Below are 14,018 nucleotides of genomic sequence, written 5' to 3'. Positions count from 1 at the left end.
GAGGTTACTGGGCTTCCTTGACTTTCTGCGCGATGTCATCGTCGATGCGTTTGAAAGCGTCATCGAGCGAGAGTTCACCGGCTACCGCCTGGCTGACCCGGCTGACCAGGGCGCTGTAATAGGCGTCGGACCATTTCCACCCCGGCAGTTTCAGCGCTTCGGGAGACGTGGTTGCGCTCGACGAAACGAACACGTCGAGTGCGGCCTTCACCTGCGGGTTGTCGGTCTGGAAGTTCAGTTCCTTGGCGAGAACCGCCTTGTTGGCTGGGATGAACAGCGTGCGCTCGGCGAATTCCTTGGCGATCGGTTCGCTTGCCAGGAAATCCATCACCTTGCCGACATCGGCCGGGTTCTTGGTGTATTTGACCGCTACCAGTCCGGCGCCACCGGGCATGCCGGTGCAGGCTGATGGGCCGCAAGGACTGCCGGTCGCGACCCAGTCGAAGGCATCGCCAATTTTCGTGGCGAAGTTTGGAATCTGCCAGGAGCCGGAATAGTAATACGCGACCTGGCCATTGATGAAATCTTCCGCGGCTGTTCGATAGGTCGTGCCGGCCGCCGACACCCAGACTTCCTTCTCCGAAATGCCGTCATTGTTCCAGCCGACGAATTTCGTGATGAAATCCTTGCCGCCTTGGTCGAGAGGGGCAGGTTTGCCGTCAGCGGCGATATAGTTGGCGCCGTGCGAGATGGCCGGCCCCGTCAGACGGTGTCCCGATCGATCGAGCGCGAGCGGGTAGGGCACCTGTTGGCTGTCGGCGACTTTTTTGGCCGCCGCCGCCCAGTCGTCCCAACTGGCCTTGGCATCGGGGATCGGAACTCCGGCCTGGTCGAACAGCGTCTTGTTGGCGAAACCGCCGGTCAACGTCACCTGGGTCATGAAGCCGGTGATGGCGCTTGAGCCGTCGGGCCGCATCCAGTCGGCCTGGGCGCCGTAATTGTCCTGCCAGTATTTTGCGTCCTTGATGTGCGGCGTCAGGTCGAGCCAATGCTGCGACAGCGCCTTGAGGTCGGTGACCCTTGCGATGTCTGGTCCTTCACCCGCCGCCAATTGGACCGGAAGCTGTTCCCGGATGTTCGAGTACGACACGTTGTCGATCGTGACCTTGATGTCTGGGTTGTCCTTCATGAACCTGCCCATCAGGTCCTGCAGGACTTCACCCTCGACACCGTCGGAATACCACATGATGCGGACATCCCCGGCAAATGCGGTCGTCGACATCAGGCTCGCCGCGATGGTGCTCAGCAGAAACGTCTTCATTTTCTCCTCCACATTAAGGGCGTTTCACGCCCGTTCATTCTCTCCCGTTGGCCGAGCCGGAGATGCCGGCTTAAGCCGCGATGTTCGTTACCGAACCCTCGATAGACCAGTGGCTCGGATCGATGACGCGCCCCTCCGCTTCAACGCGTCCATCCGTGTGAAAAACCACGCTTCCATATTCGGCATCCTCGACGAGGATCGTACCATCCGGGCGCTGCACGATCGACAGTCCGGCAAATTTCCGAGCCATTGCCTCGCGCGATTCACTGCGCGCAGTGTCGGATAATCTGACAATCCAAGCGCTCTTTCTTCCTGCGAGGCGAATTTCGTTGCCGGCGGTCGGTCCGGCGGAAACCCGATCAAACGGTCCGGAGCCCTTCAGCAGGGCAAGGGCGTTGCCTTCCCTGAGAGTAACAACGTCGCCATCAACGGACATTTCGTCGAAAGCCGCGTAAGGGGTCCATGCATGGGTGAAATCGGGCTGCTCCGGCGCGCAATCGAACAAAAGGATTGCCAGTCCGCGATATTGGTGCAAGCGAGGCAGGGTGCCCGACCCACCCCAATAGGACGGCCGGCCATATCCTGAGTGGATCGTTTCGCCCGGATGGTTGATCCAGAACTGAGCGTCGGGGTTGTCGCCCATGCGGGCATGGAAGACCGTCTCCTGATATCCCCATTCATCCCACCGATAGCGAGCGATGGTGCCGACGGCGAAGTCGCGTGTCTTGTAATGGTAGAGCTTGGCGATCCGATCCTGCCCCTGCGCAAAACACCACTCCTGCGCATTATCTTGTTGGTAGTCTGCAACGGCCAGCCATTCGGGAACCTTGAGAGCGTGGTCGCGGATGCAGATCGCCAGTTGCGGTAGAGCGTGGAAGCGGCAACCGAAATTGCCCTTGCCCCACAGCATGCGGGCGATACCCGAAAGCTCCAGTGAAGAACTTGCCCGCAGCGTGTGCTCGTAGGAGCGGCCCTGAGCGCCGGTGAGGATGCCGTGGTGGGCCGAACGCGCGACGATTTCGATCAGCCTTGCTATCGCCTTGCCCGCGCGCTCGCGAACGTCTTCATCGGGCGACAAGCCGTAGAGCGCTGTCAGGCCTTTCAGGTCAATCGGGAAATAGGTCGCGGAGTTGAACTCCGCCATTTCCCATTTCTCGAAATGGTCCAGCCAGGCTCTGACCCGTTCAAGGCCGACGCGGCTCTGCTCTCTCCCGGACCGCCCAGAGCGTTCGAATTTCGCGTCAGGCAACAGCGCGCCGGCAATGTAGGCGGCAGTATGGAAGAGCAACGCGTGGTTCTCCGAGAAATACCACTGCACATCGTTGCCCGGCTCGTCCATCCAATATCGGAAACCGAGAATGGTACGGTCGATGCGCTCGACCAGCTCCGGCGCGATCGAGGCGCCATAGGCCTGCCTGCACCACAGCAGCGGCACCAAAATGAAGTCGGCGCAATCGTGGCAATCCTCGATGGCAGGCAGGACGCGAGCCAGCATTGCATCTGTCGCCGCGCCGCCGCGACCGGAAGCCAGTCTCGCGAAAGCGCGCACGGCATCAGCTTCGGCGTGTTCGGAAACCTCGTCGAGCGCCTCCTCGATACGCTGTTCAAGCGTGGCTGCGGCCCGGCCTTGTCTTGCAGCGTGGCAGATCTCGACCCCGAAGACACGCAATGCGGCAAATCCCCCGACGTTCACTTCAACTTCGAAATGGCGGAAGTCGGCAGGCAGGTTTTCGGACGCGTCGATCCGCAGCCGCGCTTGATCTGCCTTCAGTTGCAACTGCCTGCTCGTGCTTTCCGTCGACATGAAGTCGCCGGCAATCCTGATCGAGACATCGGCCGCGACCGGCAGCGGAGCGCCGGTGACAAGGGCGACCTCGCCCGACTTGTAGGTCGGCTGTTCGAAATGCATATCGTCCAGCATCGCTTCCACTGCGCGCGCGAGTGCCGGCTTGCAGCTCACGGGAAGCGCCTGCCGCACGGCCGGGCCATCCACATAGTCCAGTTGGAAGAAATAGCGCGCATCACGCTCGGCGAGGTCGTCGAACCAGATGCGGATTTCATTCTCGCCCGCGTTTAGCTCAACCTCAAATTCCTTTCGCGCCTCCAGATTGCGCACATAATCGGCCATCCAGCCCGCTTCGGCGTCGTTAACGAAGAGGATTGCCCCACCGCAGGTGCCAAGGCGCAACGTCGCCTTGCCCGCCTTCTCGGCGACAAGAACCCCGCTTGCCCATGTACCCAGCTGGGTCGGCCGGAACCAGAAGCCGGACAGGTCGACGCGGTGCGAACCGAACGGAAGCCAGTTGCGCGAGGGATGCATGACACCCGTTTCAGTCGGACGCCGGGCGCGCCGCTCGCGGCCAAACATTGTTCGGCAGGGATATTCGTGCGGGATGAAGTTCTTGTGCTTGGTCAGGAAGAAGAAGGGGTCCATTTCCCCTTCCATCGGTTGGTCCGGTACATCGAAGCGTTGCTCGACAGTATCGCCAAGCCGCCAATAGACGATCGGATCGCCGGCCTTCAGCGGCCGCACAAGCAAAGTTCCGTGTTCCAAATTCATGGTGTTCATTTCAGCGTCGCCAGGGGTACCGGTTGAAAATCGTTGTAGGCCTGGTTCTCGCCGGTCATGCCCCAGACGAAGGCGTAAGGGCCGGTGCCCGCTCCCATATGGATCGACCAGGCTGGCGACAGTACTGCGTCGCAGTTCCCCACCATCAGATGGCGGGTCTCCGCCGGGCGCCCCATGAGATGGACCACGCGGTCCTCGTCGGCCATGTCGAAATAGAGATACGCCTCCATCCGGCGCTCATGCAGGTGAGGCGGCATGGTGTTCCAGATGTTGCCCGGCGCCAGATCGGTGATGCCCATCAAAAGCAGGCAGGACGGGGTGACTTCAGGGTGGATGTACATGCGCAAGGTTCGTTTGTTCGCGCGGCGTTCTTCGCCAAGGTCAAGCGGCTTGGACTCCTGCCGTTTGACGAGCCGGTTCGGTATATCGGCGCCTGCAGGCACGGAATTGATATAGAACAAGGCGGGCCGGGAGGCGTCGTCGCTTTCGAGGGTGATCTTCTTCCCGCCGCGACCGACATAAAGAACATCGCGATTGTCGAGGGCGAACGTCTCTCCGTCGATCGTCACGCGTCCCGATCCGCCGAGGTTGGCAATTCCAGCTTCGCGCGCCGAGAGAAAATACTCGGTGCCGAGTTCGGAACCATCGCCAAACGAGAGCGGCTTTTCGGTCGGGCAGCCGCCGCCGAGGATCATGCGGTCGATATGCGTGTAAACGAAGTTTAGTTCGCCGTTGCGAAACAGCCCTTCGACCAGGAATTCGGCTCGGAGACGCGCCGTGTCGAATGATGGGATGTCACCGGGCGCCGCGCCATAGATTGTCCTCATGCTGATGCCCTTGCTTCGTTCTTGCCTACATGATGGAGACCCTCAACCAGGCACAACATCGCCAGTGCTTGACCGTAGCCGGTCGGCTGGATCGGAATGTCCCGATAGAATTGGAGGTCGTGTCCCATTCTCGTACCGTAAGAGACATTTGCGACCGTGCCGTCGCTGCCGATGTTTTTCAGCACGAAATCCAGCGCGCGGAGCCCTGCCTCACGGCAACCTGCTGGTCCTATACCCAACCGCGAAGCCTTGAGCAGGCCGTAGCCGAAGCCGGCAGTCGCCGACGTCTCCTCATAAGAGGAAGGGTCGTCGAGCAAGGTGCGCCAGGCGCCAGACGGGGTCTGCAGTTTCAGCAGCGTCGCGATCTGGCTTTCGAGCATCGCATTCAGTGCGATACGAACCGCCGGTGATATCGTTGCCAGGTCGGCGAGATCGAGGATGCCCACCGTGATCCACGCATTGCCTCGCGCCCAGCGCGCACGCGCGAAATTGTGCCAGCCGTCGAAGGTCCATCCATGGAACCAAAGCCCGGTCTCGCGATCGGCAAGGTAGTGCGCGTGAAGAAGGAACTGCCGCTCGGCCTCGTCCACGAGTTCGCGCCGGCCCGAACCTTCGCCGTAGCTGGCCAGGAACAGTGCCGCCATGAACAACGTGTCGTCCCAGAGTTCGCCTTTGTTGATCTTGTCGGAGACGTCGTGCTGGAAGGCTCCGCCGAAAGTGCGCGGCGCTTGGCTGATGAGGCGGTTCGCCCAGCCGTCGAGAACCGGCGTCCAGCGCGGATCCTTTGTCTCGCGCCATATCATCGACAGAGCCAGCATCGGTGCGGTGGTATTGATATTGAGACTGGGCAAACCTTTCTCGACGTGGCGAGCGTACCAGTCGTTGAGCAAATCCAGTGTTGCTGCCGTCCTTTCAGCCTGCCAGAGCCGAACCAGGCCATAGAGGCCAACGCCCTGCGGCCATTCCCATGAATCGAAGCTGATGTAATCGCCCGCCGTCCCATCGAGGTTGGGTTCACTGAACGCACCTGCGTCACGCAGGCCGGTGATGCCGGACACCAGCAGATCAAGACGGGTGCGCAATATTTCGTTTGCGGAAGACACCAGGCCTCCTCCCTGAAGCTTTCGAAAAAGAAATGAAACAAAATGAAAATTTGCGCAATCTGAAAATTTTTTGCATACTGAATCCAAATGGAGCATGGCGATGCGAAAGACAGGCAAGCGCGGAACGGTCAGCAGGCGGGTTCGGCTGGAGGACATTGCGCAGCAATGTGGTGTTTCGATCAGCACCGCTTCGCGCGCCCTTGCAGGCGCCAAGGGAGTCCGCCCCGATCTGCGCGCCCGCATCCTTGCCGCCGCCAAAGCGTCGAACTACACAATTCCAGCGTCGATCGCGGACCGAAAGGTTATCCTCGCCGCAAGCAGCGTCGCCATGATCGACTATGTGCGCAACCAGTTCACCTTTTATGTCCTCGAGGGTTTGCGTGATCGAGCCAGCGCCCTTGGCGTCGAAATCGTGACGCGCCCTATTGCGAGCCGGGAAGAGGAGGTTGCGGTCCTCGAAGAGGCGCGGACCAGCGCGGATGTTGTCGGCTGCCTGTTCCTTACCCTCGACGACGAGGAGATGCTGACGCTAACGACGAATTTTCCAAAGCCGATCGTCCTGATCAATGGGGACGACCCGACAATGCGGCTGTCAAGCGTTACCCCCTGCAATCGGTCCGCTGGACGCATGGCGACCGAGTATCTGCTGCGTCTCGGCCATCGGCGCATCCTTTTCCTGATGAGGCGCGGGCGTCGCACGATCGAGCGACGATATGAAGGCTGGCAGGATGCTATGCGTCACTTGGATGATCATGATGCGGTGACGCTTGTAGTCGAGGTTGGGGATTGGCTGCCGGAGCTCGGCGCCGCGGCCATCGAGAACCGGGTTCGTTCGGGCGGACTGGACTTTACGGCGATCCTCGCGGCAGGAGACAGCCTGGCGGTCGGCGCTGCGATGGGGCTTGAACGTGTGGGCGTGAGGGTGCCGGAACAAGTCTCCATCGTAGGCATGGATGATCTTCCCCAGGCCGCCTTTCACAATCCGCCTTTGACGACCATGCACATTCCCATGCGCGAGATCGGCGCGGCAGCGCTGAATCTGCTCCTCGATGACCTGAGCGAATTTTCGATGCCTCCCCGCCGGGTCGAACTTGCATGCAAGCTCGTCGAGCGTCATTCCACGCGTCGGCTCGTCGAGCCGGTCGTTTCAGCTTAACCTCGGCGGGGCTCTCCGGTTCTTGACCTGCAAGACCTGCCGCAGCCGTAAACCCCTATTTGGGCATGTTCGCCTTGACGACTGTCTGGCACTGCGGCGTCAACTCGTTCAAATGTTTGGCGAGGCATTCGACGACGCGGCCTCCGCCGGGTTCAACGCCCGCGCAGAACTTCTCGAAATCGGCCTGGCAGGCAGCGCGCTCGGCTGCCGTCTGCGCCACTGCCGCGTTCGGCAATGAAAGGGATGCAAGAAAGAACAAGCTTAGCGCTTTTCGCATGATAGACTCCGCTCAACACAAGGCGTATCAAAAGGCTGACTTCCACAATAACACGCTCCAAACTATATTTGGAAGTATTTGGAGGGGTCGAAAATGCTTTTGGCTTCCGGTAAAGCCCCGCATGTCGCCAGTCTGTTGGCTGCTGCGGTCCTTCTAGCCGCATGCCGCGAGGAAAACGCCTATGTGCCGCCACCGCCCCCAAAAGTCGAAGTTGCGCTGCCGCTAAAGCAAACCGTCACGCCCTATCTCTTTGCCACCGGCAATACCGCGGCTGTGAACACGACCACGTTGGTGGCGCGTGTGTCGGGCTTCATCCAGGAAATCGACTACAAGGACGGTGACGAGGTGAAAGCAGGCGCCCGGCTGTTCCTGATCGAGCCCGAGCCTTACCAGCTGGCGCTGGAGCAGGCCCAGGCGGGGCAGTCCTCGTCGGATGCTGCGGCAAAGCAGTCCGGCGCCGAGCAGAAGCGCCAGCAGGAATTGCTGGCCCAGAAGGTGATCTCCGCGTCCGACGCGGATGCAGCCGTGGCCGCTGCCGCCGTCGATGCCGCCAAGCAGCAGCAATCGGCAGTCGAGGTCAAGCAGGCCCAACTCAACCTGAGCTACACCGAGGTCAAGGCGCCGTTCGACGGCATCGTCACCGCGAGGCAGGTATCGATGGGCCAGCTTGTCGGCGCCGGCAGCGCCACGACATTGGCCACCATCGTCCAGCTCGACCCCATTTACGTCGATTTCACTATCAGCGAGATGGACGTTCTGCGCATCCGGGCCGGCATGGCCAAGCGCGGCATCACCGCCCAGGATCTCAAGAAGGTGCCGGTCGAGGTCGGCCTGCAGAACGAAACCGGCTATCCCCACAAGGGCACGCTGGATTACGCCGCACCGGAGGTCACCGCCTCCACTGGCACGCTCGTCGTGCGGGCTGAGCTTCCCAATGCGGGCCGCCCGCTGCTCCCGGGCTATTTCGTCCGCGTGCGGGTGCCGCTCGGCGAGGAGCCCGACATGCTGCTGGTTCCGGACCGGGCAATCGGAAGCGACCAGGGCGGTCGTTATGTGCTCGTGGCGGGGGAGGGCGACGTCGTCGAGCAGCGCCCGGTCGAGATCGGCCAGCTCGTGGAAAATCTTCGCGTGGTGACTTCCGGCGTCAAGCCGGACGACCGCGTCATCGTCTCCGGTCTTCTGACGGCCGTTCCAGGGCAGAAGATCGAACCGCAGATAAAGACGCTCGAGGCGGACGCGACGGGTGGCATAGTGCAATGATCTCCAAGTTCTTCATCGAGCGGCCGGTTCTTGCCAACGTCATCGCCATCCTCACGCTTGTCGTCGGTATCGTCTCGCTCTTTGCCTTGCCTGTGGCGCAATATCCGGACGTGGTGCCGCCCACCGTTTCGGTGACCACCCGCTATCCGGGCGCGAGCGCCCGCACCGTCATCGACACAGTGGCGCTCCCGATCGAGCAGCAGGTCAACGGGGTCGAGGGCATGATCTACATGCAGTCCTTCGCCACCTCGGATGGCAGCTACAACCTTACCGTCACCTTCGCCATCGGCACGGATCTCGACCAGGCGCAGGTGCTGGTGCAGAACCGCGTGTCCGCTGCCTTGGCCAGCCTGCCGCAGGCCGTGCAGGTGCAGGGCGTTGTCGTGCAGAAGAAGTCGACCGCGATTCTCGAGATCGTGACGCTCACCTCGCCGGACCGCAAATATGACAGCCTTTTTCTCAGCAACTATGCGACCATCCGGTTGAAGGACGAGCTTGCCCGATTGCCCGGCGTCGGCAACATAAACGTGTTCGGCGCCGGGCAATATTCCATGCGCGTCTGGCTCGATCCCGAGAAGATGAGGGCGCGCGCCCTGACGACCCAGGACGTCGTCCAGGCGCTGGGCCAGCAAAGCGAACAGGTGACCGCTGGCCAGGTCGGAGCGCCGCCTTCGCCCGACAATCAGTCCTTCCAGTACACGATCGAAGTGCAGAGCCGCCTCGACGATCCCGATCAGTTTGGCGCCGTGGTCGTCAAGACCGGCACCGCCGGCGACCTGACGCGCGTGCGCGACGTTGGCCGTGTCGAGCTCGGCGCCCAGACCTATGGCCAATTCTTCACTCTCGACGACCAACCTGCGGCTGGCATGGCCATTTTCCTGTCACCGGGCGCCAATGCGCTCGATGTTGCCGGAAGGGTCGAGGCCAGGATGAAGGAACTGGCGGGCGAGTTTCCGCAGGGCATGGCGTATTCAATCCCCTTCAACACCACGATCTTCGTCAGCCAGGCGATCAACGAGGTCTACAAGACGCTCATTGAAGCCGCTTTGCTGGTGCTCATCGTCATCCTGGTCTTCCTGCAGGATTGGAGGGCGATGCTGGTGCCTGCGACTACTGTGCCGGTAACGATCATCGGCGCTTTCGCGGCGATGGCCGCGCTTGGCTTCTCTGTTAACCTGTCGACGCTCTTCGCCATCGTGCTTGCCATAGGCATCGTTGTCGACGACGCCATCGTCGTGGTCGAGGGCGCCAGTCACAATATGGAACGCGGCATGTCCGGCCACGACGCGGCAATTGCGGCGATGAAAACGCTGTTCGGACCCATAATCGGTATCACGCTGGTGCTGATGGCGGTGTTCCTGCCGGCTTCGTTCCTGCAAGGGCTCACAGGTAAAATCTATGCGCAGTTCGCGCTGGTGATTGCGGCGACCGCTCTGATCAGCGCCATAAACGCAGCGACGCTGAAGCCGACGCAGTGCGCTCTCTGGCTCAGGCCTCCGGTGCCGCCTGACCAGCGCAACTTTTTTTATCGCGGCTTCAACGCCGTCTATCAACGCATGGAGAACGGTTATGCGGGACTGATAGGCGCCATGGTACGGCACAGCGCCGTGACGGGCGTGATTGCGCTCCTCATCATCGGCGCGGCCGGCTACGGCATGTCGCGGGTCGCGACGGGCTTCATTCCGATTGAAGACCAGGGCTATCTGCTTGCCTCGGTGCAATTGCCCGATGGCGCAGCACTCGGCCGCACGCAGGCGACGCTGCAGCAGGTTTCGAAGATCGCCAAAGCGACCCCTGGTGTCGACCAGGTCGTGACCATCGCCGGCATTTCGGCGCTCGACAACAACTCGTCGCTCGCCAATGCCGGCGTGGCATACATAATTCTCAAGGACTGGAGCCAGCGCGGCAAGGGCGAGGATCTTGCCTCTCTTTACGCGACGCTCAACACGAGCCTTTCCAGCATGGAGGACGGGCGTGTTCTGGTGCTGCCGCCTCCGCCAATCCAGGGCATCGGCAACGCAGCCGGCTTCACCATGCAGATCGAGCTTCGCGATGGCAGCTTCGACCTCGCCAAGCTGCAAGGCTCGGTCAATGCGATGGTGAAGGTCGCGGAAACGCAGTCGGGCATCCAGCGTGTCTCGGCGACGTTCCGCGCCAATGTTCCCCAATACAAGGTCGAGATCGATCGCGAGAAGGTGCAGAATCTCGAGCTCACAACGGACGCGGTTTTCCAGACGCTCGCCGGTTATCTTGGCTCGAGCTATGTCAGCCAGTTCAACAAATTCGGACGGGTATTCCAGATCTACGTGCAGGGCGATGCACAGTTCCGCCGGTCGCCCGAGGACATAGGCCGTCTGACGGTGCGCAACCAGAGCGGCGACATGATCCCGCTTTCAACGGTGCTGACAATCACGCCAAGCGTCGGCCCTTCGCTCATCAGCCTCTACAATCTCTACCCCTCGGCGTCGATCATCGGCGTGCAGGCGTCAAATTTTTCGTCGGGCGATGCAATCAAGCTGCTGGAGAAGGTCGCGGCCGACACGTTGCCGCCCGGCACCGGCTTTGACTGGACGGCGCTGTCGTTCCAGGAAAAGCTCGTCACAAACCAGATCTACCTGGTTTTCGGCCTGGCGCTTCTGCTCGTCTATCTGGTTCTTGCGGGTCAATATGAGAGCTGGTTCGCGCCGATCGCTGTCCTGCTCGCAGCGCCGCTGTCGCTGATAGGTCCGGTCCTGGTGCTCAACGGCGCCGGCATTGCCAACAATCTTTATGTCCAGATCGGCCTTATCCTGCTCATTGCCCTGTCAGCCAAGAATGCAATCCTGATTGTCGAAGTCGCCCGGGACCTGCGTGCGACCGGCACGCCTATCGTGGAAGCGGCAGTCGAGGCGGCGCGCGCCCGCTTCCGGCCCATCCTGATGACATCCTTCGCCTTCATCCTCGGTGTAGCGCCCCTGGTCGTGGCGACAGGCGCGGGCGCCAGCGCGCGCAGGTCGATCGGCATCACGGTCTTTTCCGGCATGATAGCTTCGACCTGTCTTGCCATTCTCTTCGTGCCGTCTCTGTTTGTTATCCTTCAGCGCTTCGAGGAATGGCGGCTGGCACGTAAGAAGAAGCAGGAGGTGAGAGCGTGACGCCGAGCTAGGCGGCGGCTCGGTTCAAAGTGGTCGGCCCGCAGTACCAGGATGTCAGCCTCCCGCGTTACCGGATCTCCGCCAGGATATGATCGTAAAGCATCCTGGCGGCCGGCGAGAGGGCGCGGTTGCGCGCGGTGATGAGGCTGTAGGGTTGCACATCGATGTCGAATGAAATCGGCAGGATCTCGATTGCCCCGGCAAGGCCGCTTTCATCATTGATGAACTTTGCCATGTCGAGCGCCACGGGCGCGATGGCGTCCGATTGCGCGACCATCACCAGCGTCAAAAGGAGCGACGTGGTATTGAGGATGCGGTCGGGCAGGGCGACGTTGCGACTCATGAAGATCGTTTCGAGCGTGCGCCTCAGCAGTGAACCTGCCGGCTGGAACACCCAGTCATAGTCGATCAGCTGCTCAAGCTCGACCGTCTGGTGCCCGGCCAGCGGATGGCCACGCCTCACGATAAGGCAGGCTTTCTCAATGCCAATGACACGTGCGTCGAAAAGCCTGGGATTAAGGTCGTCCGGGATACGAGCGATGATGAAATCATGCCGCGAGGCAAGCAGTTCCCGCGCCAGCACGCCGCTTGTCTCGATCTGCACGCTGATCTCGATGCGCGGAAATCGTTTGCGGATGCGTCGGATCGCTGGAACAGCGAGTCCGATGGCCGGCGCCGTCACTGCGCCGAGGAACACCGCACCGCCTTTACCCGACTTGAGATCCGATATCTCGCGATCGACCTCGCGCAGTTCGAGCAGCATCGTACGCCCACGGCGCGCCAGCGCTGCCCCATAAGGCGTCAGTTCGACGCCACGCAACAGTCTTCGGCACAAGGGAATGCCAAGCATATCCTCCATCTGCGCGATCATGCGCGAGGCGGCGGGCTGCGAGATGTTGAGCATATGAGCAGCGGCGCTGATCTGGCCGCTGTCCTCGAGCGCGACGATCAAGCGCAAATGCGAGAGCTTCAAGCCGCTGCGGAGCAACGCCTTCGTGTCGTCGTCGGCCGCATCGACGTTCGAGAAGTTACCCTGGGTCGACAAAAAATTCCTCCATCGAAGGTCGGATTCTAAAGTTGGTATACCAGAAAATTATGCGAGACATCAAAAATGGTATTTGACAGTTATATCATTGGAAGACAGGTTCGCGATGTCCGGTCGATTATTCGTCTGCCCACGTCGCGTTCGCAGATACGTCAGCCGGTGCATTGAGGGGTAACAACTGCGAACCTAGGCTGCGGCAATCGGGCTTTATCCGCGATCAGGCTCAGGTCCGGGTCGCGTTTTCATCACCAGGGAGGATGACACGTGAAAATAATCAAGGCATTGGTTGGCGCGCTCGCGCTCGGCCTGGCATCCATGAGCTACGGCGCGCATGCGCAGGATAAGGGTTTGGTCGGGGTGCTGATGCCCACAAAGACCTCGCAACGCTGGATCAATGACGGCGACGCCGTCAAGTCGCAGCTTGAGGCCCTGGGCTACACGGTCGACCTGCAATATGCGCAGGACGACATTCCAAACCAGCTCAGCCAGCTGGAGAACGAAATCACCAAGGGCCCGAAGGCGCTCATCATCGCTTCGATCGACGGCACAACCATGTCGGACGCGCTCCAGAAGGCGGCTGATGCCGGCGTCGTCGTGGTCGCCTACGACCGCCTGATCAAGAAGACGCCGAACGTCGACTACTACACAACCTTCGACAATTTCGGCGTCGGCGTCATTCAGGCCAATTCGCTGGTCAAGGGCCTGAAGGAACGCTTCCCGGACACCAAACCCTGGAACGTGGAACTCTTTGGTGGTTCGCCGGACGACAACAATGCCTTCTTCTTCTATGACGGCGCGATGAGCGTGCTGCAGCCGCTGATCGATGACGGCAGCATCAAGATCAAGTCCGGCCAAACGGGAATGGACAAGGTTGGCACGTTGCGGTGGCTGGCGGCTACCGCCCAGGCGCGCATGGATAATCTGCTGTCCGCCAACTATTCGGACGGCACCCGGGTCGATGGCGTGCTTTCGCCCTACGACGGTCTGTCCCGCGGCATCATCGCTTCGCTGCGCGCTGTCGGCTACGGCACCGCCGAGCAGCCGTGGCCGATCGTTACCGGCCAGGATGCCGAGACAGCTTCGGTCAAGGCGATTATCGCCGGCGAGCAATATTCGACCGTGTTCAAGGACACCCGCGAACTGGCGAAGGCGACCGTCGAACTGGTCGACAAGGTCAGCTCGGGCGGCAAGCCGGACGGCCTTGACGAGAAAACCTATAACAACGACGTCAAGGTCGTTCCTTCGATCCTGCTGACGCCGCATGACGTCGACAAGTCGAACTACCAGGCGCTGGTTGTCGACTCCGGCTACATCAAGGCTGAAGAGCTGAAGTAAGCCTTCGACAGATAAGGGCTCTGCATAGTGGTGTAGAGCCCTTATCGTTGA

10 protein-coding genes are annotated in these 14,018 nt (G+C 61.0%); 4 read left to right on the top strand and 6 right to left on the bottom strand.

What is annotated here, in order from left to right:
• Window positions 1–4 precede the first annotated feature (4 nt).
• From F3H98_RS03295 to bglB, 4 genes are all read right to left on the bottom strand, one after another.
• Window positions 5–1,261, bottom strand: coding sequence for an ABC transporter substrate-binding protein (locus F3H98_RS03295; protein ID WP_149758198.1), 1,257 nt, complete (start codon window positions 1,259–1,261; stop codon window positions 5–7).
• A gap of 70 nt (window positions 1,262–1,331) precedes the next feature.
• Window positions 1,332–3,821, bottom strand: coding sequence for a hypothetical protein (locus F3H98_RS03290; RefSeq protein ID WP_149758405.1), 2,490 nt, complete (start codon window positions 3,819–3,821; stop codon window positions 1,332–1,334).
• 5 nt (window positions 3,822–3,826) lie between these two features.
• The gene (gene kduI / locus F3H98_RS03285) at window positions 3,827–4,657 is read right to left on the bottom strand and encodes a 5-dehydro-4-deoxy-D-glucuronate isomerase (protein ID WP_425294803.1); all 831 of its coding nucleotides are present in this window, start codon (window positions 4,655–4,657) and stop codon (window positions 3,827–3,829) included.
• A complete protein-coding gene (gene bglB / locus F3H98_RS03280) occupies window positions 4,654–5,973 on the bottom strand; it encodes a beta-galactosidase BglB (protein ID WP_342211597.1) in 1,320 nt (439 codons plus the stop codon). The genes kduI and bglB overlap by 4 nt, the downstream gene beginning before the upstream one ends.
• Here bglB and F3H98_RS03275 point away from each other — a divergent pair.
• On the top strand, window positions 5,861–6,916 hold the full coding sequence (locus F3H98_RS03275; RefSeq protein WP_149758194.1) for a LacI family DNA-binding transcriptional regulator: 1,056 nt from the start codon (window positions 5,861–5,863) through the stop codon (window positions 6,914–6,916). The two genes, bglB and F3H98_RS03275, sit on opposite strands and share 113 nt — an antisense overlap.
• 55 nt (window positions 6,917–6,971) lie before the next feature.
• Here F3H98_RS03275 and F3H98_RS03270 read toward each other — a convergent pair whose 3' ends face one another.
• Complete coding sequence (locus tag F3H98_RS03270; RefSeq protein WP_149758192.1) at window positions 6,972–7,193, bottom strand: cysteine rich repeat-containing protein; 222 nt, start codon at window positions 7,191–7,193, stop codon at window positions 6,972–6,974.
• Between the two features lie 93 nt (window positions 7,194–7,286).
• Here F3H98_RS03270 and F3H98_RS03265 point away from each other — a divergent pair, with 93 nt between their 5' ends.
• Both F3H98_RS03265 and F3H98_RS03260 read left to right on the top strand, forming a co-directional pair.
• Window positions 7,287–8,453 (top strand): efflux RND transporter periplasmic adaptor subunit, encoded by a 1,167-nt coding sequence (locus tag F3H98_RS03265; RefSeq protein WP_149758190.1) that lies wholly within the window; start codon window positions 7,287–7,289, stop codon window positions 8,451–8,453.
• On the top strand, window positions 8,450–11,587 hold the full coding sequence (locus F3H98_RS03260; protein ID WP_149758188.1) for an efflux RND transporter permease subunit: 3,138 nt from the start codon (window positions 8,450–8,452) through the stop codon (window positions 11,585–11,587). Before F3H98_RS03265 ends, F3H98_RS03260 begins: the two co-directional genes overlap by 4 nt.
• Window positions 11,588–11,654: 67 nt before the next feature.
• On the opposite strand, the gene F3H98_RS03255 is transcribed toward F3H98_RS03260, so the two are convergent.
• Window positions 11,655–12,632 carry a LysR family transcriptional regulator gene (locus F3H98_RS03255; protein ID WP_149758186.1) on the bottom strand — a complete coding sequence of 326 codons (978 nt, stop codon included), beginning with the start codon at window positions 12,630–12,632 and terminating at the stop codon, window positions 11,655–11,657.
• 264 nt (window positions 12,633–12,896) lie between these two features.
• Here F3H98_RS03255 and chvE point away from each other — a divergent pair, with 264 nt between their 5' ends.
• Entirely contained in the window at window positions 12,897–13,967 is a 1,071-nt protein-coding gene (gene chvE / locus F3H98_RS03250) for a multiple monosaccharide ABC transporter substrate-binding protein (RefSeq protein WP_149758184.1), read from the top strand.
• The last annotated feature ends 51 nt before the right edge of the window (window positions 13,968–14,018 follow it).

The sequence above is a fragment of the Neomesorhizobium albiziae genome (genome assembly GCF_900114255.1).
In the GTDB taxonomy this organism is placed as follows: Bacteria; Pseudomonadota; Alphaproteobacteria; order Rhizobiales; family Rhizobiaceae; genus Neomesorhizobium; species Neomesorhizobium albiziae.
This window is presented reverse-complemented; position numbering and strand designations above follow the sequence as displayed.